15 protein-coding genes and 2 rRNA genes are annotated in these 25,753 nt (G+C 56.6%); 13 read left to right on the top strand and 4 right to left on the bottom strand.

Annotated elements, in window-relative coordinates; genetic code table 11:
• Positions 1–20 precede the first annotated feature (20 nt).
• From INF58_RS00895 to birA, 4 genes are all read left to right on the top strand, one after another.
• Positions 21–2,925: ribosomal RNA gene (locus INF58_RS00895) — 23S ribosomal RNA — on the top strand.
• A 63-nt stretch (positions 2,926–2,988) separates the two neighbouring features.
• Positions 2,989–3,104: ribosomal RNA gene (gene rrf / locus INF58_RS00890) — 5S ribosomal RNA — on the top strand.
• Between the two features lie 134 nt (positions 3,105–3,238).
• Positions 3,239–4,267: a UDP-N-acetylmuramate dehydrogenase gene (gene murB, locus INF58_RS00885; RefSeq protein WP_193526810.1), complete on the top strand. Its 1,029-nt coding sequence runs from the start codon at positions 3,239–3,241 to the stop codon at positions 4,265–4,267.
• Complete coding sequence (gene birA / locus INF58_RS00880) at positions 4,264–5,226, top strand: bifunctional biotin--[acetyl-CoA-carboxylase] ligase/biotin operon repressor BirA (protein WP_112793112.1); 963 nt, start codon at positions 4,264–4,266, stop codon at positions 5,224–5,226. The genes murB and birA overlap by 4 nt, the downstream gene beginning before the upstream one ends.
• 34 nt (positions 5,227–5,260) lie before the next feature.
• Here birA and bcsG read toward each other — a convergent pair whose 3' ends face one another.
• Genes bcsG through bcsE form a run of 3 tightly spaced genes read right to left on the bottom strand, consistent with a single transcriptional unit; the run spans position 5,261 to position 8,686 of the window.
• Positions 5,261–6,940, bottom strand: coding sequence for a cellulose biosynthesis protein BcsG (bcsG, locus tag INF58_RS00875; protein ID WP_193526809.1), 1,680 nt, complete (start codon positions 6,938–6,940; stop codon positions 5,261–5,263).
• Entirely contained in the window at positions 6,933–7,127 is a 195-nt protein-coding gene (bcsF, locus tag INF58_RS00870; protein WP_193526808.1) for a cellulose biosynthesis protein BcsF, read from the bottom strand. Before bcsF ends, bcsG begins: the two co-directional genes overlap by 8 nt.
• Entirely contained in the window at positions 7,124–8,686 is a 1,563-nt protein-coding gene (gene bcsE / locus INF58_RS00865) for a cellulose biosynthesis c-di-GMP-binding protein BcsE (protein WP_063450032.1), read from the bottom strand. Before bcsE ends, bcsF begins: the two co-directional genes overlap by 4 nt.
• A gap of 173 nt (positions 8,687–8,859) precedes the next feature.
• On the opposite strand from bcsE, the gene bcsR reads away from it, so the two are divergent.
• The 9 genes from bcsR to INF58_RS00820 all read left to right on the top strand — a co-directional run bounded on the left by bcsR (position 8,860) and on the right by INF58_RS00820 (position 24,721).
• Positions 8,860–9,048 carry a cellulose biosynthesis protein BcsR gene (gene bcsR, locus INF58_RS00860; protein WP_003861175.1) on the top strand — a complete coding sequence of 63 codons (189 nt, stop codon included), beginning with the start codon at positions 8,860–8,862 and terminating at the stop codon, positions 9,046–9,048.
• Positions 9,049–9,059: 11 nt separating this feature from the next.
• The gene (gene bcsQ / locus INF58_RS00855; protein WP_063450031.1) at positions 9,060–9,812 is read left to right on the top strand and encodes a cellulose biosynthesis protein BcsQ; all 753 of its coding nucleotides are present in this window, start codon (positions 9,060–9,062) and stop codon (positions 9,810–9,812) included.
• Positions 9,809–12,424: a UDP-forming cellulose synthase catalytic subunit gene (bcsA, locus tag INF58_RS00850; RefSeq protein WP_193034066.1), complete on the top strand. Its 2,616-nt coding sequence runs from the start codon at positions 9,809–9,811 to the stop codon at positions 12,422–12,424. Before bcsQ ends, bcsA begins: the two co-directional genes overlap by 4 nt.
• 10 nt (positions 12,425–12,434) lie before the next feature.
• Positions 12,435–14,858 carry a cellulose biosynthesis cyclic di-GMP-binding regulatory protein BcsB gene (gene bcsB / locus INF58_RS00845; RefSeq protein WP_193526807.1) on the top strand — a complete coding sequence of 808 codons (2,424 nt, stop codon included), beginning with the start codon at positions 12,435–12,437 and terminating at the stop codon, positions 14,856–14,858.
• A 6-nt stretch (positions 14,859–14,864) separates the two neighbouring features.
• Complete coding sequence (bcsZ, locus tag INF58_RS00840; protein WP_193526806.1) at positions 14,865–15,971, top strand: cellulose synthase complex periplasmic endoglucanase BcsZ; 1,107 nt, start codon at positions 14,865–14,867, stop codon at positions 15,969–15,971.
• Positions 15,953–19,435: a cellulose synthase complex outer membrane protein BcsC gene (bcsC, locus tag INF58_RS00835; protein ID WP_193526805.1), complete on the top strand. Its 3,483-nt coding sequence runs from the start codon at positions 15,953–15,955 to the stop codon at positions 19,433–19,435. Before bcsZ ends, bcsC begins: the two co-directional genes overlap by 19 nt.
• A gap of 120 nt (positions 19,436–19,555) precedes the next feature.
• Positions 19,556–21,562 (top strand): biofilm formation regulator HmsP, encoded by a 2,007-nt coding sequence (hmsP, locus tag INF58_RS00830; RefSeq protein ID WP_193526804.1) that lies wholly within the window; start codon positions 19,556–19,558, stop codon positions 21,560–21,562.
• A gap of 159 nt (positions 21,563–21,721) precedes the next feature.
• Positions 21,722–23,008: a C4-dicarboxylate transporter DctC gene (gene dctA, locus INF58_RS00825; RefSeq protein ID WP_063450025.1), complete on the top strand. Its 1,287-nt coding sequence runs from the start codon at positions 21,722–21,724 to the stop codon at positions 23,006–23,008.
• 222 nt (positions 23,009–23,230) lie between these two features.
• The gene (locus INF58_RS00820; protein ID WP_063450024.1) at positions 23,231–24,721 is read left to right on the top strand and encodes a pitrilysin family protein; all 1,491 of its coding nucleotides are present in this window, start codon (positions 23,231–23,233) and stop codon (positions 24,719–24,721) included.
• A gap of 62 nt (positions 24,722–24,783) precedes the next feature.
• Here INF58_RS00820 and INF58_RS00815 read toward each other — a convergent pair whose 3' ends face one another.
• Complete coding sequence (locus INF58_RS00815) at positions 24,784–25,713, bottom strand: sugar kinase (protein ID WP_107534165.1); 930 nt, start codon at positions 25,711–25,713, stop codon at positions 24,784–24,786.
• Positions 25,714–25,753 lie beyond the last annotated feature (40 nt).

Genomic DNA, 25,753 nt, shown 5'->3' with positions numbered 1-25,753 from the left:
GAAACATCTTCGGGTTGTGAGGTTAAGCGACTAAGCGTACACGGTGGATGCCCTGGCAGTCAGAGGCGATGAAGGACGTGCTAATCTGCGAAAAGCGCCGGCGAGGTGATATGAACCTTTGACCCGGCGATGTCCGAATGGGGAAACCCAGTGCAATCCGTTGCACTATCGTTAACTGAATACATAGGTTAACGAGGCGAACCGGGGGAACTGAAACATCTAAGTACCCCGAGGAAAAGAAATCAACCGAGATTCCCCCAGTAGCGGCGAGCGAACGGGGAGCAGCCCGGAGTCTGAATCAGCTTGTGTGTTAGTGGAACGGTCTGGAAAGTCCGACGGTACAGGGTGATAGTCCCGTACACGAAAATGCACAGGTTGTGAACTCGAAGAGTAGGGCGGGACACGTGGTATCCTGTCTGAATATGGGGGGACCATCCTCCAAGGCTAAATACTCCTGACTGACCGATAGTGAACCAGTACCGTGAGGGAAAGGCGAAAAGAACCCCGGCGAGGGGAGTGAAAAAGAACCTGAAACCGTGTACGTACAAGCAGTGGGAGCCTCTTTTATGGGGTGACTGCGTACCTTTTGTATAATGGGTCAGCGACTTATATTCTGTAGCAAGGTTAACCGTATAGGGGAGCCGAAGGGAAACCGAGTCTTAACTGGGCGTTAAGTTGCAGGGTATAGACCCGAAACCCGGTGATCTAGCCATGGGCAGGTTGAAGGTTGGGTAACACTAACTGGAGGACCGAACCGACTAATGTTGAAAAATTAGCGGATGACCTGTGGCTGGGGGTGAAAGGCCAATCAAACCGGGAGATAGCTGGTTCTCCCCGAAAGCTATTTAGGTAGCGCCTCGTGAACTCATCTTCGGGGGTAGAGCACTGTTTCGGCTAGGGGGCCATCCCGGCTTACCAACCCGATGCAAACTACGAATACCGAAGAATGTTATCACGGGAGACACACGGCGGGTGCTAACGTCCGTCGTGAAGAGGGAAACAACCCAGACCGCCAGCTAAGGTCCCAAAGTCATGGTTAAGTGGGAAACGATGTGGGAAGGCACAGACAGCCAGGATGTTGGCTTAGAAGCAGCCATCATTTAAAGAAAGCGTAATAGCTCACTGGTCGAGTCGGCCTGCGCGGAAGATGTAACGGGGCTAAACCATGCACCGAAGCTGCGGCAGCGACACTATGTGTTGTTGGGTAGGGGAGCGTTCTGTAAGCCGTTGAAGGTGTGCTGTGAGGCATGCTGGAGGTATCAGAAGTGCGAATGCTGACATAAGTAACGATAAAGCGGGTGAAAAGCCCGCTCGCCGGAAGACCAAGGGTTCCTGTCCAACGTTAATCGGGGCAGGGTGAGTCGACCCCTAAGGCGAGGCCGAAAGGCGTAGTCGATGGGAAACAGGTTAATATTCCTGTACTTGGTGTTACTGCGAAGGGGGGACGGAGAAGGCTATGTCAGCCGGGCGACGGTTGTCCCGGTTTAAGCATGTAGGCGGAGGTTCCAGGTAAATCCGGTACCTTTTAACGCTGAGGTGTGATGACGAGGCACTACGGTGCTGAAGTGATAAATGCCCTGCTTCCAGGAAAAGCCTCTAAGCATCAGGTAACACGAAATCGTACCCCAAACCGACACAGGTGGTCAGGTAGAGAATACCAAGGCGCTTGAGAGAACTCGGGTGAAGGAACTAGGCAAAATGGTGCCGTAACTTCGGGAGAAGGCACGCTGATATGTAGGTGAAGTCCCTGCGGACGGAGCTGAAATCAGTCGAAGATACCAGCTGGCTGCAACTGTTTATTAAAAACACAGCACTGTGCAAACACGAAAGTGGACGTATACGGTGTGACGCCTGCCCGGTGCCGGAAGGTTAATTGATGGGGTTAGCGGTAACGCGAAGCTCTTGATCGAAGCCCCGGTAAACGGCGGCCGTAACTATAACGGTCCTAAGGTAGCGAAATTCCTTGTCGGGTAAGTTCCGACCTGCACGAATGGCGTAATGATGGCCAGGCTGTCTCCACCCGAGACTCAGTGAAATTGAACTCGCTGTGAAGATGCAGTGTACCCGCGGCAAGACGGAAAGACCCCGTGAACCTTTACTATAGCTTGACACTGAACACTGGTCCTTGATGTGTAGGATAGGTGGGAGGCTTTGAAGCGTGGACGCCAGTCTGCGTGGAGCCGCCCTTGAAATACCACCCTTTAATGGCTGGTGTTCTAACGTAGACCCGTAATCCGGGTTGCGGACAGTGTCTGGTGGGTAGTTTGACTGGGGCGGTCTCCTCCCAAAGAGTAACGGAGGAGCACGAAGGTTGGCTAATCCTGGTCGGACATCAGGAGGTTAGTGCAATGGCATAAGCCAGCTTGACTGCGAGCGTGACGGCGCGAGCAGGTGCGAAAGCAGGTCATAGTGATCCGGTGGTTCTGAATGGAAGGGCCATCGCTCAACGGATAAAAGGTACTCCGGGGATAACAGGCTGATACCGCCCAAGAGTTCATATCGACGGCGGTGTTTGGCACCTCGATGTCGGCTCATCACATCCTGGGGCTGAAGTAGGTCCCAAGGGTATGGCTGTTCGCCATTTAAAGTGGTACGCGAGCTGGGTTTAGAACGTCGTGAGACAGTTCGGTCCCTATCTGCCGTGGGCGCTGGAGAATTGAGGGGGGCTGCTCCTAGTACGAGAGGACCGGAGTGGACGCATCACTGGTGTTCGGGTTGTCATGCCAATGGCACTGCCCGGTAGCTAAATGCGGAAGAGATAAGTGCTGAAAGCATCTAAGCACGAAACTTGCCCCGAGATGAGTTCTCCCTGAGACTTTAAGTCTCCTGAAGGAACGTTGAAGACGACGACGTTGATAGGTCGGGTGTGTAAGCGCAGCGATGCGTTGAGCTAACCGATACTAATGAACCGTGAGGCTTAACCTTACAACGCCGAAGATGTTTTGGCGAAGAGAGAGATTTTCAGCCTGATACAGATAACAGAATTTGCCTGGCGGCTTTAGCGCGGCGGTCCCACCTGACCCCATGCCGAACTCAGAAGTGAAACGCCGTAGCGCCGATGGTAGTGTGGGGTCTCCCCATGTGAGAGTAGGGAACTGCCAGGCATCAAACAAGTGAAGAGGCCATCCGGAAGGATGGCCTTTTTGCGTTTTTGCAGATCCTTCATTTCCATAAACTAATCACCTATCCCTGCGTATATACGGTAAACTACCCCGGTTTTTGCATCAGGATAGCGTCTATGAACCACTCCCTTAAGCCCTGGAATACCTTTGGTATTCAACGAAATGCTAATCAAATTGTACGTGCCGAAAATGCTCAGCAGCTGCTGAACGCGTGGCAGAGCGCAACAGAAAACGGTGAACCCGTACTGATTCTGGGCGAAGGAAGTAATGTCCTGTTTCTCGATGATTTTGCGGGAACGGTGATCGTCAACCGCATCATGGGAATTGACGTTGAAGAGCGCGCTGACAGCTGGCATTTACGCGTGGGTGCTGGCGAAAACTGGCACCGTCTGGTGCAATATACCCTTGAAAAAGGGATGCCCGGGCTGGAAAACCTGGCCCTGATCCCGGGCTGCGCAGGATCGTCTCCTATTCAAAACATCGGTGCCTACGGCATCGAACTGAAACACGTCTGCGAATACGTCGACTGCATTGAGCTGGCCACGGGTAATGCGCAGCGCTTAACCGCAGAGCAGTGCCGCTTTGGCTATCGCGACAGCATTTTCAAGCACGAGTATCAGGATCGGTTCGTCATTGTGGCCGTTGGTCTGCGTCTGGCAAAGGCCTGGAAACCGGTGCTGACTTACGGCGATCTGACCCGCCTCGATCCGGCTACCGTCACACCGCGTGAGGTATTTGATTCCGTTTGCCATATGCGAATGACCAAGCTTCCGGACCCGAAAGTGAACGGAAATGCGGGCAGTTTCTTCAAAAACCCGGTGATCGGCAGCGAAAACGCCAAAGCATTTCTCGCCGGCTGGCCAACGGCTCCGCATTATCCTCAGGCGGATGGCAGCGTGAAGCTGGCCGCAGGCTGGCTTATCGATCAATGTGATTTAAAAGGTACAACTATTGGTGGCGCTGCTGTTCACCGTCAGCAGGCACTGGTACTGATTAACCAGTCCAGCGCGACGAGTGAAGATGTCGTCAACCTGGCGCACCATGTTCGCCAGCGCGTGGGCGAAAAATTTAACGTCTGGCTGGAGCCTGAAGTTCGCTTTATAGGCCGAACGGGCGAAGTGAATGCCGTGGAGACCATTGCGTGAAGGACAATACGATTCCGTTAACTCTCATCGGCATTCTGGCAGATGGCGAGTTTCATTCTGGCGAGCAGCTGGGCGAACAGCTGGGCATGAGCCGCGCTGCTATCAACAAGCATATACAAACGCTCCGCGACTGGGGCGTGGATGTGTTTACGGTGCCTGGTAAAGGTTATAGCCTGCCGGAACCGATCCAGTTACTGAATGAAGAGACCATTCGCAGCCAGATTGGGCACGGCAACGTTGCGGTATTGCCGGTCATTGATTCGACGAACCAGTATCTGCTGGACCGCCTGAGTGAGCTGACATCCGGCGATGCCTGCGTTGCCGAGTATCAACAGGCAGGACGTGGCCGTCGAGGCCGCAAGTGGTTCTCGCCATTCGGCGCCAACCTCTATCTCTCAATGTACTGGCGGCTTGAGCAGGGGCCGGCTGCGGCCATCGGGCTGAGCCTGGTCATCGGTATTGTGATGGCAGAGGTGCTGCACGATCTGGGCGCGGATAACGTTCGGGTGAAATGGCCGAACGATCTCTATCTCAACGATCGTAAACTGGCGGGTATCCTGGTTGAACTGACGGGAAAAACGGGCGATGCCGCGCAGATCGTCATTGGAGCCGGGCTGAACATGGTGATGCGAAACGTGCAAAATGATGTGGTGAACCAGGCCTGGACCAACCTCCAGGAAGCGGGGATCGCCATCGATCGCAATACGCTTGCCGTCCGGATGATCAATGAGTTACGAAGTTCGCTGACGCTCTTTGAACAGGAGGGGTTAGCGCCATTCCTCTCCCGCTGGGAAAAGCTCGATAACTTTATTAACCGACCGGTGAAGCTGCTGATTGGAGATAAAGAGATTTACGGCACTTCACGCGGCATTGACGCTCAGGGCGCGTTGCTTCTTGAGCAGGATGGCGTGATTAAGCCCTGGGTGGGCGGTGAAATTTCGTTACGAAGTGCAGAGTAACCCTCTCCCCACAGGGGAGAGGGTGTAGCGGCTATCACTGCGGATACGGCACCCAATCCCCGGCATTCAGTCGGACATAAGGCTTGTTCTGATACTGGATCACCACCGCGTTAGCGTTTTCCGATACCTCTGCCGTCTGCGGCAGCCCGCTGGTGAGCTGATCCCAGTTCACGCTATCCTCCACAAACAGCTTACCGTCTACTGCGCGAGCAACCAGTTCCGAGATGGCCAGATAGCTGCTTGGCTGGGTGATCTCAACAGGCGCACCCTGACGCGGCGCCTTCATGCCAAAGAACTTAATCCCGGCCGGAACGTTAGTGATGGACGGGCTTGGGATATCACGCAGGCCAGACACCTGCATCCTGTCGCCTTTCAGCGCTCCACCATGTTCCGGTACCACCACCACCATCACTTTACGCCCTGATTTTTCCAGCTCGGTAAAGAACGCATCCAGCTCGTCAAAGAACTTCTGGGCACGGGCTTTATAATCGGCCGTTTTGCTTACGCCAGGATAGTGATTCCCGTCGTGCAGCGGCAGCGTGTTATAGAACGTCGCGCTTCGCGTCCCTTCTTCTTTGCCAACGGTGTCGAACCAGCGCTGAAGCACGGCGGTATCGTCATACACCGGCGAACCATCGAAGCCCAGTAACGTCACCGGCAGCCCTTTCTGGTCCATCAGTGGAGCCTGCATTCCCCCCTGTTCACGCACTTCCTTCAGGAAGTTACCGAACTGGCCGTTGTGGCCCATCATCAGGTGCTGCGTAAAGCCGAGTTTTGCCAGGTTATCGAACAGATAGCACTGGTTAGCTGCGGGCTGGTAGAGATTCTTATGCGAAGGCTGCCCACAGCTCGCGCGCAGCAGGCGGATAGCCGCCGGGCCGCTGTAGGAGGTGGCGGAGTTGAAGTCTTTAAACTGTATATCGAAATGCGACCACAGCGGATGCGACATCAACCCGGCCGCATCGACATCCGCCCAGGACAGAGAACAGATGTTAATCACCAGCAGTTCAAACGGCTGAGCGTCGGCAGGCAGCGCATCCGGGAATTTCGTCTGGCGCTTATCTTCCGCAGCGTAAAAACTGGAGAGCCACGCGTTCAGGTTAGCGGATGTCGGCGGTGCGGTCTGCGCGGGAATATCCCCTACCACAGGCTTATCCCCTGCTGTCGCGACGGTAGCGGCGGCGGAACCGCCCGTGGTGGTCACGGTTGTTGTCGGCTGACCGGCTGGCCACAGCGAGAAGCTCGGGCCCGTCAGCGTCAGGACGTTTAGCCAGACCATAATCGCGACGACAAACACCGTCACGCGGATCCACTGAGACAGGAACAGCCAGGCGACCAGCAGGACAAATACCGCGCCAATCATCTGCCAGTTAATAAAGCGCTCAACCAGATCGAGCATATAGTCCGCACTGAAACCTGCGACCTGGGAGCCCTGGCTCATGATGCTTTCGGGGCCAGGCAGCCAGGTATCATGCCAGAACAGGGCGAAACCGATGGGGATAGCGACCCAGTGACGTATACGGTGCAGCCTGAGGTTCGGGATTGGCATCAGCAGGAATGCCATAAACACCAGGTTAAGCAGAGGGTGGAAATTAAGGTAGCCTGCCCACAGCAGACCAAACTTCACCAGAAAGTAGAAATTCCAGCCGGACAGGCCGCGCCAGTATTGCCAGAGTGGCGATGGCGCCGAAGAGGTATAGGTAGAATTAGTCATGTTTTCGGTTAGCCTTGACGTTCGGAGCGCGAGTCAGTGTTCCGGCAGGTTTAACATAGCGAGGTTTGACGAACAGTAATCTGACCGTATCGCGAATACGGCGCAGGGAATGTCGCGCATAGTAGCCCAGCGGCAAAAAAATTAGCGCACACAGAACAACCAGTTGAATGATATCGCTGATATTCATAATGGCGCGCTCTCCTTGTTCTCATCCAGTAAACGTAGCGGCTCAGGTACCCGACGCCAGACATGCCCGTCATGCTTCGCGTTGAGAACCGGTACGGCACCGCTTGTTACAGGCAACGGTTTGGCCCACTTTTCGGGTGCCAGGGTACGCATCTGGACAAGCTCAGCAGCAATCAGGTTATCTTCGAACCAGACCATGCGGTTCGAGAAAATATCTCCGGTAGGCAGCGGGAAGATATGGTTCAGCGCGGTATCCAGATCGTTCACCCGGCAGAAGGAGAGGAACAGCACCAGACGATTATCGCCAATGGTCATGATATCCCCTGTACGGTTAGGGCGGCACAAGGTAAGCGCCTGCTCAACACGAATGCCCGGCACGGGACGCAGGGCAACCATCACCCCTTTTCCGTCTGCCGGTAACAGCGTATTGCTTATCATGTTGCCCACCGCGTCGCAGAAGGTGTCCCACTTCTGGTAGCCGCGCAGCTTCATCGGCTGCGTCATGGAAAGCAGGGTGCTGATATCTTCCGGAACGTGGCGGTTAAACTGCTGGCCCTGGAGGCTTTCGATCAGCGTCAGACAGCGCGAGAGGGGCGCATTCCAGGGGATGACCATATTAGCGCCACAGCCCAGTAACAGGCGCTCATCGGTGGCGCGCAGGCTGGTATTATTTTCACGTACCACGATTTTTAACGCGCTGCCGCGCTGTCGACGTAGCGTGTGAATATGCCTTGCCAGCGTTTCGATTTGGTTATTCTGAATCAACGAGAAGATAATGGTCGCCGCCTGCGTGGTGCGCGCTTCATCAAATAAGGCTTCATTGGTTTCGAACAGTGACCAGTGTTCAGAAAGAGCAGGCGCGCCTTCCAGTACCGCAATATGACTCAGAACGCGTTTTTCATCACTGCGTGGCTGAACCACCGTCTCTTCCTGTTGAGCAAGATGCCACTCATCCCCGACATGTTTGAGGGTAAGCTGCTGTCGGGAGCTCACCCCTTTTTCATTGCACCAGAATGCCACGTCGTACAGATGGCTGTCAGTCTGGACACGAATACTGGCCAGGCCATAGAGGGAGCGGTATTCACTCATTAAAAGTGAAAAAAGCTTGTCGTTATTACTGCCTGGGTTAACCACCAATAAGGTGCAATTTTGATTTTTCGCCCATCTGTTGATTCTTTCCAGCCATTTCAGCAATTTTTCTGACGGAATATTTTGTAGACCGTTTTGAGAACATTTAAGAATCAGTAAATAGTGTTCAGGAACAATAGAGCACTGAATATCGCGGGGTAAAAAGTATAAACTGTCGGCCTCTGCTGACATGGAAAATAATCGTACTGTCTGGGGTCCACGGTCAGTTTCGAGCCTGATGATTGACTTTGGCTCATCGCCCATCGTAATGACGGCAACGCGGGAATCCTTACCCTGCGCCGCTATCGTCTGGTTTACCAGACTGATGGCATCAGCATTACGATCCGTATTAACCCACCAGACTCCTCCGACTGGCATGTGGCGCAATTCGTCCCATAATGACTGGATGCCAATAGAAAATATGGAGTCCACGGTGTCCCTCTTTTCGTCGAATTTCTATGCCTCTCAGTTTACTAGCGAAAGCGTAGAAATAAACCTAACATTGAAATTAAAGAACATCAGATTTAGCATGTAAATGAATTTCGTGGGCAGGACGCCTCGCTGCATCTGAATCTTATGATTTTACTCAAAGGGATGAAATAAGAATGCAAAATAACGAACCCGCAACGCCAGTCGACTCAAGCCTGGGTTACACATTCCAAAACGATTTTCTGGCACTCACGCAGGCTTTTTCGTTGCCTGAAATAGATTACACCGATATTTCCCAGCGGGAACAGTTGGCTGCGGCTATTAAACGTTGGCCGTTATTAGCTGAGTTTGCCCAACAACAATAAGGAAGCCATTGATGGCCGTACTAGGATTACAGGGCGTCCGTGGTGGGGTAGGTACAACTTCCGTAACCGCGGCGCTGGCGTGGTCATTGCAGGTTTTAGGTGAATCGGTACTGGTTATTGATGCCTGCTCCGATAATTTGCTGCGCATGTCATTCAATGTCGACTTTACGTATTCAAACGGCTGGGGGCGCGCGCTTCTGGACGATAAAGACTGGCGGGATGCGGGTTTGCGCTATACCTCCCAGCTCGATTTGCTTCCTTTTGGTCAGCTGACGGAAACCGAACGCGGGAATGAAGCCGCGTTTCAGCGCCTGTTCTCTCGCTTCACCACCGCGTTGCAGAGCCTGAAAGAGAAAGGGCACTATCGGTGGATCCTTCTGGACCTGCCGCACGGCGCCGCGTCGCTGACCCGCCAGCTGCTGGCGCAGTGTGACCATGTGCTCTCCATCGCGAACGTAGATGCGAATTGCCATATCCGTCTGCATCAGCAGGCGTTGCCTGCCAATGCCCATATTCTGATCAACGATCTGCGCATTGGCAGCCAGATCCAGGACGATCTGTACCAGGTCTGGCTACAGAGTCAGCGCCGCCTGTTGCCGATGGTGATCCATCGTGACGAAGCGATGGCGGAGTGCCTCGCGTCGAAACAACCTCTTGGGGAGTACCGTAGCGATTCACTGGCGGCGGAAGAGATCCTGACGCTGGCCAACTGGTGTCTGCTGCACTTTGCGAAAAGGCCTGAGTCTGCCGGGAGTACGGCATGAGTCGCCTGACCAGCTGGCTGCTTATCCCGCCGGTCAGTTCGCGCTTAAGTGAACGCTATCGCCATTACCGTCATCACGGCGCTTCATCGCTGAGCGCTGCGCTGGGCTGTTTCTGGATGGTTCTGGCGTGGATGTTTCTCCCCCTTGAACATCCGCGCTGGCAACGTATTCGTGCGCGCCACGGTGAACTCTATCCGCATATCAACCCTGACAAGCCGCGTCCGCTCGATCCCGCGCGCTACGCTATTCAGTCCATCTGGCTGCTGGCGACCTCAACGGGCGCGGAGAAAAAAACGTCCCGCTGGCGCAGCTTCGATCGCGTGCAGAACCTGCGTGAACGCTATCACCAGTGGCTTGACCGGCTACCCGACCGGGTTGGCGACAGAACGGGACATTTAGATAACCACAAAGAGCTCGGGCACCTCCACCCGGGCTTGCGGCGTTTTATTCTCGGCGTGGTGGTGGCGTTCTCGCTCATTCTGGCGCTGGTCTGTATTACCCAGCCGTTCAACCCGCTGGCGCAGTTTACCTTCCTGATCCTGCTGTGGGGCGTGGCGCTACTGGTGCGGCGCATTCCAGGGCGTTTTTCCGCCCTGATGCTGATTGTGCTGTCGCTGACCGTTTCCTGCCGCTACATCTGGTGGCGTTATACCTCAACGCTGAACTGGGACGATCCGGTCAGCCTGGTGTGCGGGCTAGTGCTGCTGTTTGCGGAAACCTACGCCTGGATCGTGCTGGTGCTGGGTTACTTCCAGGTTATCTGGCCGTTGAATCGTCAGCCTGTGCCGCTGCCAAAAGACACGACCCAGTGGCCAACGGTGGACCTCTTCGTGCCGACCTACAACGAAGATCTGTCGGTGGTGAAAAACACCATCTACGCCGCGCTGGGTATCGACTGGCCGAAGGACAAAATCAAAATCTGGATCCTCGATGACGGTGGCCGCGCCGAGTTCCGCCAGTTCGCAGACGAAGTGGGGGTAGAGTACATCGCCCGTACCACTCACGAACACGCGAAGGCCGGTAACATCAACAATGCGCTGAAATATGCCAAAGGGGAGTTCGTCTCTATTTTTGACTGCGACCACGTGCCAACGCGCTCGTTCCTGCAAATGACGATGGGCTGGTTCCTGAAGGAGAAAGAGCTGGCGATGATGCAGACGCCGCACCACTTCTTCTCGCCGGATCCGTTTGAACGTAACCTCGGTCGTTTCCGCAAAACCCCGAACGAGGGCACGCTGTTCTATGGCCTGGTGCAAGACGGGAACGACATGTGGGACGCCACGTTCTTCTGCGGCTCCTGCGCGGTTATCCGCCGCAAGCCGCTGGATGAAATTGGCGGCATCGCCGTGGAAACGGTCACGGAAGATGCTCACACCTCCCTGCGTCTGCACCGCCTTGGCTATACCTCGGCCTATATGCGCATTCCCCAGGCGGCGGGGCTGGCAACGGAATCCCTGTCGGCACACATCGGCCAGCGTATTCGCTGGGCACGCGGCATGGTGCAAATCTTCCGTCTCGATAACCCGCTGATGGGCAAAGGGCTGAAGCTGGCGCAGCGCCTGTGCTACGTCAACGCCATGTTCCACTTCCTGTCGGGTATTCCACGGCTTATCTTCCTCACCGCGCCGCTGGCGTTCCTGCTCCTTCACGCTTACATCATCTACGCTCCCGCGCTGATGATTGCCCTGTTCGTGCTGCCGCACATGATCCACGCCAGCCTGACGAACTCGAAGATTCAGGGGAAATATCGCCACTCCTTCTGGAGCGAAATTTACGAAACGGTGCTGGCCTGGTACATCGCGCCGCCAACCATGGTGGCGCTGATTAACCCGCATAAAGGGAAATTTAACGTCACCGCGAAGGGCGGGCTGGTGGAAGAGGAGTATGTCGACTGGGTGATCTCCCGGCCCTATATTTTCCTGGTGCTGCTGAATATTGTGGGCGTCATTGTTGGGATCTGGCGCTACTTCTACGGCCCGGAAAACGAAGTCCTGACGGTCTTCGTGAGTATGGCGTGGGTGTTTTATAACCTGATTATCCTCGGTGGCGCGGTGGCGGTATCGGTGGAGAGTAAACAGGTCCGCCGCGCGCACCGCGTCGAAATCAGCATGCCCGCGGCCATTGCCCGCGACGATGGCCATCTCTTCTCCTGTACCGTACATGACTTCTCGGATGGCGGTCTGGGTATCAAGATCAACGGTCAGGCTAAGGTGCTGGAGGGGCAGAAGGTTAACTTACTGCTTAAGCGCGGCCAGCAGGAGTATGTCTTCCCGACGCAGGTTGTACGCGTGAGAGGAAATGAGGTGGGTCTGCAACTGATGCCACTGACCAAAAAGCAACACATTGATTTTGTGCAGTGTACGTTTGCCCGCGCGGATACGTGGGCTCTCTGGCAGGACAGCTTCCCTGAGGATAAGCCTCTGGAAAGCCTGCTGGATATTCTTAAGCTGGGGTTCCGTGGCTATCGTCACCTTGCAGAATTTGCCCCGTCGTCGGTGAAATTAATTTTCCGGTCACTTACTTCGCTGGTTTCCTGGGTCGTGTCGTTCATTCCGCGTCGGCCTGAGCGAGATGAAGCGAAGCAGGCGGACCCGGTTATGGCTCAACAATGATGATAACGCGATGAAAACAAAACTTTCCTGGTTATGTGCAGTGGCAATGGGGATGAGTGTGCTCCCTGCAACAGTGGCTAACGCGGCGCCTGATAACGCAGCGGCCACGCCCGCTCCAACGGTGCCTGTCGTCGCGCAAGCGACCGATCCGGTTGTGACGGCGGCGCCGGGGCAGACGGAAAACGTCGTCCCAAATCAGCCGACGACGGGGAATACGCTGCCTGCCGGTAATCCGGTGGTGGGGCAGGTCATGCCCGGCGTGCCCGGGGCCAACGCACCCGTGGTTGCGGAAAATACGCCGTCGCGTGACGTTAAGCTGACGTTCGCCCAGATCGCGCCTCCTCCGGGCAGCATGGTCCTGCGCGGCATCAACCCAAATGGCGGTATCGAATTCGGTATGCGCAGCGATGAAGTCGTGTCGAAAGCGATGCTCAACCTGGAATACACGCCATCGCCGTCGCTGCTGCCGGTGCAGTCCCAGCTTAAGGTCTATCTGAATGATGAGCTGATGGACGTCCTGCCAGTCACCAAAGAGCAGTTGGGTAAGAAAACCCTGGCCCAGGTGCCGATTAACCCGCTGTTTATCACCGACTTTAACCGCGTACGTCTGGAATTTGTCGGCCACTACCGCGATGTCTGTGAAAACCCGGCCAGCAGCACCCTGTGGCTGGATGTGGGCCGCAACTCCTCGCTACAGATGACGTATCAGCCACTGGCGCTGAAAAACGATCTCTCGGCCTTCCCGGTGCCGTTCTTCGACCCGCGCGATAACCGTCCTCTGAACCTGCCGATGGTGTTTGCGGGCTCTCCGGATGTGACTGAGCAGCTGGCGGCCTCCATCGTGGCATCCTGGTTTGGTTCCCGCTCCGGCTGGCGCGGTCAGAGTTTCCCGGTCATGTACGACAAAATGCCGGATAAAAACGCGATCGTGTTTGCCACCAACGCCAAACGTCCGTCATTCCTGCGTGACCATCCGGCCGTGAAAGCGCCCACCATCGAGATGATCACCCATCCGGACAACCCGTACGTGAAGCTGCTGGTGGTCTTCGGGCGTGATGAAAAAGATCTGGTGCAGGCGGCGAAGGGCATTGCGCAGGGGAATATCCTGTTCCGCGGCAACAGCGTCGTGGTGGATGAAGTGAAACCGCTGCTGGCGCGTAAGCCTTATGATGCCCCAAACTGGGTGCGCACCGACCGCGCGATCACCTTCGGTGAGCTGAAAACCTATGAAGAGCAATTGCAGTCCACCGGGCTGGAGCCTTCTCCCGTCAGCCTGTCGCTGAACCTGCCGCCGGATCTGTATCTGCTGCGCACCAACGGGATTGATATCAACCTGAACTACCGTTACACCGCGCCGGCAACCAAAGACAGCTCGCGCATGGATATCAGCCTCAACAACCAGTTCCTGCAATCATTCAGCCTGACCAGCAGCCAGGAGACAAACCGGCTGATGCTTCGTCTGCCAGTATTGCAGGGGCTGCTGGACGGTAAAACCGATGTGTCGATCCCGGCGCTGAAGCTGGGTGCGGTGAACCAGCTGCGGTTTAACTTCCAGTATATGAACCCGATGCCGGGTGGAACGGTGGAAAACTGTATTACCTTCCAGCCGGTGCAAAACCACGTGGTGATTGGTGACGATTCCACGATCGACTTTTCGAAATATTACCACTTTATCGCGATGCCGGACCTGCGTGCGTTTGCAAATGCCAGCTTCCCGTTCAGCCGCATGGCAGATCTCTCTGAATCAATTGTCGTGATGCCAAAAGCGGCCAACGAAGGTCAGGTTGCCACGCTGCTGGATACCATGGGCACCATCGGGGCGCAAACCGGCCTGCCGGCGGTCAACGTGACGGTGACGAACGACGGTAGCCAGATCCAGAACAAAGATGCCGATATCATGGTCATCGGCAACATCCCGGACAAGCTGAAAGACGAGAAGCGCGTCGATCTGCTGGTGCAGGCGGCGCAGTCATGGGTCAACACGCCGCTGCGTCAGACCGAGTTCCCGAGCATCATGCCGGACAGCGGCGATCGTCAGGCCAATATCAGGACGACCGTAAGCTCAACGGGTCCGATGGCCGCGATTGTCGGCTTCCAGTCGCCGTATAACGACCAGCGCAGCGTTATCGCCCTGCTGGCGGACAGCCCGCGCGGCTATGAGTTGCTCAATACGGCCATGAACGACAGCGGTAAACGGGCGGCAATGTACGGTTCCGTCTCGGTTATTCGTGAGTCGGGGGTCAACAGCCTGCGCGTGGGGGATGTCTACTATGTGGGCCATCTGCCGTGGTTCGAGCGCCTGTGGTACGCCCTGTCTAACCACCCGGTGCTGCTGGCCGTGCTGGCTGCGCTCAGCGTCGTCTTACTGGCCTGGGTGCTGTGGCGTCTGCTGCGAATCATTAGCCGTCGTCGTCTTAATCCGGACCATGAGTAAGCGGTGATGAAAATCTTTCGTGGGTGTGTAGTCGCAGCGTTGATGCTGGCGGCGGCGAATCTTCATGCCGCCTGCCGCTGGCCCGCTTGGGAGACGTTCAAGCAGGATTATATGAGCGAAGGTGGGCGCGTTATCGATCCCAGCGACGCGCGCAAGATCACCACCTCGGAAGGGCAAAGCTATGGGCTGTTCTTTGCGCTGGCGGCAAACGATCGTAAGGCGTTCGATCTGCTGCTGGCATGGACGCGCGATAACCTTGCCGAGGGGGATTTAGCCCAGCATCTCCCAGCCTGGCTGTGGGGGAAAAAGGACGACGAAACCTGGGCCGTTATCGACTCGAACTCGGCGTCGGATGCCGATATCTGGATTGCCTGGTCGCTGCTGGAAGCCGGGCGGCTATGGAAAAATCCCGATTATACGCGCACGGGTAAGGCGCTGTTGACGCGCATTGCCACCGAGGAAGTGGTGAAGGTGCCGGGTCTGGGCTCTATGTTGCTGCCGGGTAAAGTCGGTTTTGCCGAAGAGAGTGCCTGGCGCTTCAACCCCAGCTACCTGCCGCCGCAGCTTGCGAGCTATTTTACCCGTTTTGGTGCACCGTGGACGACGCTCCGAGAAACCAACCTGCGTCTGCTGCTGGAGACCGCGCCTAAAGGATTTTCCCCGAACTGGGTGAAATATCAGAAGAAGGGCGGCTGGCAGCTGAAGCAGGATGCGTCCCTTATCGGCAGCTACGATGCGATTCGCGTCTATCTCTGGGTAGGAATGATGAACGATAGCGATCCACAGAAAGCCCGGCTACTGGCGCGTTTCAAGCCCATGGCGACCACCACAACCAAACAAGGCTTGCCGCCGGAAAAAGTGGATGTAGTGACCGGGAAACGTACCGGAGATGGGCCGGTTGGGTTCTCTGCCTCCCTGCTTCCGTTTTTACAAAACCGGGACGCGCAGGCGGTGCAACGTCAGCGCGTCGCCGATCGTTTTCCCGATAATAATGCTTATTACAGCTACGTTCTGACCCTCTTTGGACAAGGGTGGGATCAGCATCGTTTTCGCTTCACCGCGCAAGGTGAATTACTACCGGATTGGGGCCAGGAATGCGCACGTTCACACTAAATCTCCTCACGTTATCGCTTGGCCTGGCGCTAATGCCCCTGGCCCAGGCCGCCAACTCCCCGCAGCAGAGACAGCTGCTGGAACAGGTTCGTCTGGGCGAATCCACGCAGCGTGAGGATTTGGTGCGTCAGTCGCTCTACCGCCTTGAGCTGATCGACCCCGACAACCCGGACGTGATTGCCGCACGCTTCCGCTATCTGTTACGACAGGGCGATACGGCGGGCGCGCAAAAAGAGCTGGATCGCCTGAAAGGAATGGCACCCGATTCCAGCGCGTACCAGTCCTCCCGTACGACCATGCTGCTCTCCACGCCGGACGGTCGCCAGGCCCTCCAGCAGGCTCGCCTGCTTGCCACTACCGGCCATACGCAGGAAGCCATTGCCGCGTATGACAAACTGTTTGACGGTAATCCGCCCTCGGGCGACATCGCGACGGAGTACTGGAACGTGGTGGCAAAAGATCCCGCCCGCCGGAACTCAGCCATAGGCCAGCTTAAAAACCTTAACGCCACCAGCCCGGGCAACGCCCCGCTACAGGCCTCGCTGGCCCAGCTTCTGTTCGAGAGCGGGCGCCGTGAAGAAGGGTTTGCGGTGTTGCAGGAGATGGCCAAATCGAACAAGGGCCGCAGTCAGGCGTCGGATATGTGGTACCAGCAGATCAAAGATCTGCCGGCCAGCAGCACCAGCGTCACCGCGCTGCAACAGTACCTGAGCGTGTTCAGCGATGGCGATAACGTGACGGCGGCGCGCGCGCAGCTTGAAGCGCAGCAAAAACAGCTCGCCGATCCGGCGTTTCGCGCCAAAGCCGAAGGGTTAGCCGCGGTGGAAGCCGGGCAGGGCAACAAAGCGGTGACGGAGTTGCAGAAAGCGGTCAGCGCCAACCACGCCGACAGCGAAGCCGTAGGCGCGCTGGGGCAGGCCTATTCCCAGAAAGGCGATCGCGCCCGCGCGGTGGCGCAGTTTGAAAAGGCGATCGCCCTCGATCCGCAGAGCGATAACCGGGGCAAATGGGACAGCCTGCTGAAGGTCAACCGATACTGGCTGCTGATCCAGCAGGGGGATAACGCCCTGAAAGCCAACAATACGGCCCAGGCGGAACGCTATTACCAGCAGGCGCGCAGCGTCGATAATACCGACAGCTACGCGGTGCTGGGGCTGGGTGATGCGGCGGCGGCGCGTAAAGATAACGACGCGGCCGAACGCTATTACCGCCAGGCGTTACGTATGGACAGCGGCAACACCAACGCGGTGCGCGGTCTTGCCAATATTTATCGCGCACAATCTCCGGAGAAGGCGACGCAGTTTATTCAGTCGCTCTCTGCCAGCCAGCGCCGCAGCATTGATGATATTGAACGTAGCCTGACGAACGAGCAGCTGTCAGCCCAGGCCGAACGGCTGGAAAGCGAGGGGAAATATGCCCAGGCCGCAGAAATTCAGCGCCGACGCCTTGCGCTTTCCCCGGGCGACGTGTGGATCACCTACCGGCTGTCGCGCGATCTGTATAGCGCGGGTCAGCGCAGCCAGGCGGATAACCTGATGCGTCAGCTGGCAAGCCAGAAACCGGGCGATCCGGAGCAGGTTTACGCCAGCGGGCTGTACCTGTCCGGCAACGATCGGGACCGCGCCGCGCTGGCGCATCTGAACACGCTGCCGCGCGACAGGTGGAACAGCAACATTCAGGAGCTGGCGAGCCGCCTGCAAAGTAACCAGGTGCTGGAAAACGCCAACCGCCTGCGCGACGGTGGAAAAGAGCAGGAGGCGGAAGCGCTGCTTCGCCAGCAGCCCTCGTCCACCCGTATCGACTTAACGCTGGCGGACTGGGCTGAACAGCGTGGCGATCATGAGGCCGCGAAAACCGCCTACAACACCGTCCTGCAACGGGAACCGCAGAACGAAGACGCGATTCTCGGCCTGACCGAAGTCAATCTTGCTCAGGGCAACAGGGACGCCGCTCGCGCTGAGCTGGCGAAACTGCCCGCGGCACAAAACGGCGAACCGCTCTCCCTCAATATGCAGCGCCGGATCGCCATGGCGCAGGCCGGTCTGGGTGATCCTGCCGCGGCAGAAAAGACCTTCAACGCCATTGTTCCTCAGGCAAAATCGCAGCCGCCTTCTATGGAAAGCGCGCTGGTGATGCGTGATGCCGCCCGTTTCCAGGCGCAAAACGGCCAGCCTCAGCAGGCGCTGGAAACCTGGAAAGATGCGATGGTCTTATCGGGCATCACGACGACCCGTCCGACCGATAACGACAGCTTTACGCGTCTTACGCGTAACGATGAGAAAGATGACTGGCTGAAGCGCGGCGTACGCAGCGATGCAGGCGATCTTTATCGTCAGCAGGATCTTAACGTCACGCTGCAACACGACTACTGGGGCTCCAGCGGCACGGGGGGCTATTCCGACCTGAAAGCCCACACCACCATGCTCCAGGTTGATGCGCCGCTGTCGGATGGTCGCATGTTCTTCCGTAGCGATCTGGTCAATATGAACGCCGGTTCCTTTGATACGGACAATGGCACTTACGATCCAACGTGGGGCACCTGCGCCGAAACGCCATGTCGCGGCAGCACGAATCAGTCGGCCAACGGCGCCAGCGTGGCCGTCGGCTGGCAGAACCAGACCTGGGCGTGGGACATCGGTACAACGCCGATGGGCTTCGACGTGGTCGATGTGGTGGGCAGCCTGAGCTACAGCAACGACTTAGGGCCGATTGGCTACACCCTGAACGCCCATCGCCGTCCGATTTCCAGCTCCGTGCTGGCCTTCGCCGGGCAAAAAGATCCCAATACCGACACCACCTGGGGCGGCGTGCGTGCCACCGGTGGCGGCGTGAGCGTGAGCTACGACAAAGGCGAAGCTAACGGTATCTGGTCAAGCCTGAGTGCCGACAGCCTCAGCGGGAAAAATGTCGAAGATAACTGGCGCGTCCGCTGGATGACCGGCTATTACTACAAGCTTATCAATCAGAACAACGAGCGCCTGACGGTCGGCGTGTCCAATATGCTCTGGCATTACGATAAGGATTTAAGCGGTTATTCGCTGGGCCAGGGCGGTTACTACAGCCCGCAGGAGTATGTGTCGTTCGCTTTACCGGTGAACTGGCGTAAACGCACGGAGAACTGGTCATGGGAGCTGGGTGGCTCCGTCTCCTGGTCCCATTCAAAAACAAAAGATGTGATGCGTTATCCGTTGCAGGGGCTGATCCCGGACAATGAGCCAGGCCGTTATACCGATAAAGGTGTGATGGAAACCGGAAGCAGCTCGTCAGGGACGGGTTATACCGCAAGGGCGATTGTTGAACGCCGCGTGACGTCCAACTGGTTTGTCGGTCTGGGCGTTGATATTCAGGAAGCGAAAGACTATACCCCGAGTCATGCGCTGCTCTATGTTCGGTATTCTGCCGCAGGCTGGCAGGGTGATATGGACTTACCGCCGGAACCGCTGGTGCCTTATGCAGACTGGTGATCGGATTTTTGCTTAATCTAATTGTAAGTCTCTCTTAAAAGTGCAGCTATCGGGTATACTCGGGCGCACCAGGTTTACACCCTGGTGCGCCCTGCGCTTCGAGTTTTGTGGAGAGTCATTTTGCGTGTCAGCCGTTCCTTAACGATCAAACAGATGGCGATGGTGTCTGCCGTCACAATGCTGTTTGTCTTCATCTTCTGCGTCATTTTGCTGTTTCATTCCGTACAGCAGAACCGCTATAACACGGCTTCGCAACTGGAAAGTATTGCCCGCTCGGTGCGGGAACCTCTGTCGGCCTCGATCCTGAAAGGGGATATCCCCGAGGCAGAATCCATTCTGAAGCGCATCCAGCCTGCCGGTATCGTGAGCCGGGCCGATGTCGTACTGCCCAACCAGTTTCAGGCGCTGCGGATGAGCTTTATCCCGGAGCGTCCCGTCCCGATGATGGTGATACGCCTGTTTGAACTGCCGGTGCAGATTTCGCTGCCTCTCTATTCCCTGGAAAGACCGGCTAACCCACAGCCGCTGGCTTACCTGGTGTTACAGGCGGACTCGTACCGCATGTATAAATTCGTCATGAGCTGGGTTGCTACGTTGGTAACCACTTACTTACTCTTGACCTTAATGTTGAGCGTGGCGCTGACGTGGTGCATCAACCGGTTAATAGTGCATCCGTTGCGCCGCATCGCGCGGGAGCTGAACGACCTCTCTCCGCAGGAGCACATGGGGCATCAGTTACCGTTGCCGCGCCTGCATCACGACGATGAAATCGGCATGCTGGTCCGGAGTTACAATATCAACCAGCAGCGTGTCCTGCGTCAGCAGGAAGAGCTCAGTAACAATGCCACCCGTTTTCCGGTTTCCGATCTGCCTAACAAAGCGTTTTTAATGGCCCTGCTGGAGCAGACCGTCGCCCGCCAGCAGCCCACCGCGCTGATGGTGATCGCCTGCGAAACCTTGCAGGACACGACGGGCGTGCTGAAAGAGAGCCAGCGCGAGATGCTGCTCCTGACGCTGGTGGAAAAGGTGAAATCTGTTCTGGCGCCGCGCATGGTGCTCACCCAGGTCAGCGGCTATGACCTGGTGGTGATCGCGCACGGCGTAAAAGAGCCGTGGCAGGCCATTACGCTAGGTCAGCAAGTGCTCACTGTCATTAATGAACGGCTGCCCATTCAGGGTATCCAGCTTCGTCCGAGCGCGAGCATCGGGATTGCGATGTACTACGGTGGCCTGACCGCCGAGCAGCTTTACCGACGTGCTTTCTCGGCAGCGTTCACCGCACGCCGGAAAGGGAAAAACCAGATCCAGTTCTTTGACCCGGAGCAGATGGAAAAAGCCCAGCAGCGCCTGACGGAAGAGAGCGACATTCTGACGGCGATGGACAATCGACAGTTTGCGCTCTGGCTACAGCCGCAGGTGAATTTGCGCACGGGTGAAGTGACCAGCGCCGAAACGTTGCTGCGCATGCAGCAGCCGGACGGCACGTGGGAGCTGCCTGAGGGGATGATCGAACGTATTGAGTCCTGCGGCCTGATGGTCACCGTGGGGTACTGGGTGCTGGAAGAGTCGTGCCGCCAGCTTGCGGCCTGGCAGCAGCGGGGCATTACGCTGCCGCTGTCGGTGAATCTCTCAGCGCTACAGCTGATGCACCCGACCATGGTGCCGGAGACGCTCGCGCTGATCCATCGCTACCGCATCCAGCCCGACACGCTGATACTGGAAGTCACCGAGAGCCGTTGTATCGACAATCCTGACGACGCTGTCGCCATTCTGAAACCGCTGCGTAACGCCGGGGTCCGCATTGCGCTGGACGATTTTGGCATGGGGTATTCCGGCCTGCGCCAGCTCCATCACATGAAAACCCTGCCGGTGGACGTCCTTAAAATCGACAAAACCTTTGTTGAGGGGCTGCCGGAGGATTGCAGTATGGTACAGGCGATTATTCAGATGGCGCACAGCCTGAATCTGCACGTGATTGCCGAGGGAATTGAAAACGACGCCCAGCGCGAGTGGCTGGCTGCGGCGGGCGTGGAGAGCGGTCAGGGCTTCCTTTTTGATCGTGCCGTGCCGTCGGATATTTTTGAGCAACGCTATCTCGCCGCTGCTGGCAATAACGCAAAAGTGTAATTTTGTTGCTGGCTTGTGCGAGCCAGCTCAAAGTTCTTAACATTTGTGTTTCAAATTTGAACCTCGTTTATTTCTGTCCTGTTATGTGGGTGTTATTTTAAAGCCGCAGGTTAACCATAACCTTACAAAGCCTGTAGTTTTTCTTCCCAGGGACACCCTATGAAAACCTCACTCTTCAAAAGTCTTTATTTCCAGGTCCTGACAGCCATCGCCATCGGTATTCTGCTCGGTCACTACTACCCGGAACTGGGCGCGCAAATGAAGCCGCTTGGCGACGCGTTCGTTAAGCTCATCAAAATGATCATCGCGCCGGTCATCTTCTGTACCGTGGTGACCGGTATCGCCGGCATGGAAAGCATGAAGGCGGTCGGCCGTACGGGGGCGGTTGCCCTGCTGTACTTTGAGATTGTCAGTACCATCGCGCTGATTATCGGCCTGATTATCGTCAACGTGGTGCAGCCTGGCGCGGGCATGAACGTTGACCCGGCCACGCTGGATGCGAAAGCGGTGGCGGTTTACGCTGAACAGGCGAAAGATCAGGGGATTGTGGCCTTCCTGCTGGACGTGATCCCGAGCAGCGTAATTGGCGCGTTCGCCAGCGGTAACATCCTTCAGGTGCTGCTGTTTGCCGTGCTGTTTGGCTTTGCCCTGCACCGTCTGGGCAGCAAAGGCCAGCTGATTTTCAACGTCATTGAAAGCTTCTCGCAGGTTATCTTCGGCATCATCAACATGATCATGCGTCTGGCCCCGATTGGTGCCTTCGGCGCGATGGCGTTTACCATCGGTAAATACGGCGTCGGCACGCTGGTACAGCTCGGCCAGCTGATTATCTGCTTCTACATCACCTGTATTCTGTTTGTGGTGGTGGTGCTCGGCTCCATCGCCCGTGCGACCGGCTTCAGCATCTTCAAATTTATTCGTTACATCCGCGAAGAGCTGCTGATCGTGCTCGGCACGTCCTCTTCTGAATCCGCGCTGCCGCGCATGCTCGATAAAATGGAAAAGCTGGGCTGCCGTAAGTCCGTGGTGGGGCTCGTTATTCCGACGGGCTACTCCTTTAACCTCGACGGCACCTCGATATACCTGACAATGGCGGCGGTCTTTATTGCCCAGGCCACCAACAGCCATATGGATATCTTCCATCAGATTACGCTGCTGGTGGTGCTCCTGCTCTCCTCAAAAGGGGCGGCGGGCGTCACGGGCAGCGGATTTATCGTGCTGGCGGCGACCATTTCAGCGGTTGGTCATCTGCCGGTGGCGGGCCTGGCCCTGATCCTCGGTATCGACCGCTTTATGTCTGAAGCCCGCGCGTTAACCAACCTGATCGGCAATGGCGTGGCGACGGTCGTTGTAGCGAAGTGGGTGAAAGAGCTGGACCACAAGAAACTCAACGATACGCTGAATAACCGCCCATCTGAGGACAAAACCCCCGGTTTATCCTCTTAATCCCTCATAAATGCCCGTATTCCCTTGTGGGGATGCGGGCACCTGCGCATAATAACCGCTCATACCTGTCATAATTCGACAAGATTTTTTTGAGGTATATTTCACTTCCGCCCGTGACGTTTAGCCGAACACGCTGTCTAATCGGAAGGTTTTCATCGTCATCTTTGAGTGCTCACGTCGCGAGACACTCTCTTTAACCAGGAATGTTGATCAGGGGTTCACATGCAGGGCACAAAAATTCGACTCTTAACCGGCGGTTTGCTGATGATGGCAGCAGCCAGTTATGTGCAGGCAGATGCGCTCCAGCCAGACCCGGCCTGGCAACAGGGAACACTGGCGAACGGTTTCCAGTGGCAGGTATTATCCACTCCGCAACGTCCGAGCGATCGCATTGAAATTCGTCTGGCTGTGAATACCGGCTCCCTCACAGAAAGCACCCAGCAGACCGGCTTAAGCCATTTTATTCCTCGACTGGCGCTCACCCAGAGCGGCAGTTTGCAGGCGGTTCAGGTGCGTTCTTTATGGCAACAGGCCATCGATCCAAAACGCCCGCTTCCCCCGGCTGTGGTCTCCTATGACTACACCATGTTTAACCTGAGCCTGCCCAACAACCGTAACGATCTGCTTAAAGAAGCGCTTACCTATCTTTCCGATGCGACCGGCAAACTGGCGATTACGCCGGAGACCGTAAACTATGCGTTGAGCAACAGCGACATGGTGGCGACCTGGCCGACGGATACCAAAGAAGGCTGGTGGCGCTACCGCCTGAAAGGGTCAACGCTGCTTGGTCATGACCCGGCAGAGCCGCTGAAACAGCCGGTTGACGCACAGCAGGTGAAATCTTTCTATCAGCAGTGGTACACCCCGGACGCCATGACCCTCATTGTGGTGGGCAACGTGGACAGCCGTGCGGTGATAGAGCAAATCAACAAAGCCTTTGGCGATCTGAAAGGGAAGCGTGAAACGCCAGCCCCGGTTCCTACGCTTTCTCCGCTGCGACCTGAGACGGTCAGCATCATGACGGATACCGTGCGTCAGGATCGTCTTTCAATGATGTGGGATACCGCCTGGCAGCCGATTCGCGAGTCTTCTGCGCTGTTGCGTTACTGGCGTGCGGATCTCGCGCGTGAAGCGCTGTTCTGGCACGTTCAGCAGACGCTCAGCAAGAACAACGTGAAAGACATTGGCCTGGGCTTTGACTGCCGCGTGCTGTTCCAGCGCGCGCAGTGCGCCATTAACGTGGAATCGCCCAGCGATAAGCTGAACGCGAATCTCGGCGTGGTGGCAAAAGAGCTGGCTAAAGTGCGCAAAGAGGGCCTGTCTGAAGAGGAGTTTAACGCGCTGGTCGCGCAGAAATCCCTCGAATTGCAGAAACTGTTCGCCACCTATGCCCGCGCCGATACCGATATCTTAATCAGCCAGCGCATTCGTTCCTTGCAGAATCAGGTCGTGGACATTGCGCCGGAGCAGTATCAGAAGCTGCGTCAGGATTTCCTGAACGGCCTGACCGTTGAAATGCTGAATCAGGATCTACGTCAGCAGCTGTCGCAGGATATGGCGTTGATTCTGTTGCAGCCGAAAGGTGAGCCGGAATATGACATGAAAGAGTTGAAGGCCACCTGGAACGCCATCATGGCGACGGCGCCGCAGCCAGTACAGGCTGCGGCCGATGATTTGCATCAGGATGCGAGCGATATTCCTCAGGGTCAGTAAGACCCTGAGTGCCCTCTCTCTGTGGGAGAGGGCTAGGGTGAGGGCATCAGCCCTCACCGTTCTTAAGCAGGCATCGCCTCGCGCGGAATAATCGCTCCGCGATACTGAATCACCGTGCTGGCCGTCAGGTGACCGCGCTGCGCTGCCGCTTCCGGTGTACCGCCGGTCAGACGTACCGCCAGATAGCCCGCGCTGAAAGAATCGCCCGCCGCAGTGGTATCAATCACTTTCTCTTTCGCCAGCTTCACCGCCGGAACCTCTGTCACGGCTTCACCCGTCACCGCCACCAGGCAAGACTCCGCCCCGCGCTTAATCACCACTTCACTGACCCCAGCGGCCTGCGTCCGGGCGATAACCTCATCAACCGGTTTTTCACCCCACAGGGCATCTTCATCATCCAGCGTCAGGAAGGCGATATCGGTGCATTCCAGCATCTGCTGGTACACCTGCTGCGTCTCTTCACGGCTGGCCCAGAGGCGCGGACGGTAGTTGTTATCGAAAATCACTTTGCCGCCGTTGGCGCGGCATTCGCGCAGCAGCGACAGCAGCTTTTCACGGCTCTGCTGGCTCAGGATCGCCAGGCTAATCCCGCTCAGGTAGAGGTAATCAAAGGTGGCCAGCTCTTCACAAATCGCGGCGGCGGCATCGCTTTCCAGCCAGAATTTGGCAGCCGCTTCATTACGCCAGTAGTAGAAGGTGCGCTCGCCGGTACTGTCGGTTTCGATGTAGTACAGACCCGGCAGGCGGTTTTCCATCCGCTGGATCAGCGACGTCCCAACATTTTCACCCTGCCAGGCTTCCAGCATCTGCTGGCTAAAGCTGTCCGTGCCGAGCGCAGTAACGTAATCCACGCTCAGCGCGTCGGGGGCGACCTGACGGGCAATGTAAACGGAGGTGTTCAATGTATCGCCGCCAAAACCGCGGCTCACTTCCGCGCCTTTCTGGGACAGCTCAATCATGCATTCGCCAATCACGGCAATTTTCTTAGACATAGTCGTGAACCTGAACAGAGTAATTAAAGGTAGTGTGCGC

This window comes from Enterobacter cloacae complex sp. P24RS, assembly GCF_014982165.1.
Lineage (GTDB): Bacteria > Pseudomonadota > Gammaproteobacteria > Enterobacterales > Enterobacteriaceae > Enterobacter > Enterobacter quasihormaechei.
This window is presented reverse-complemented; position numbering and strand designations above follow the sequence as displayed.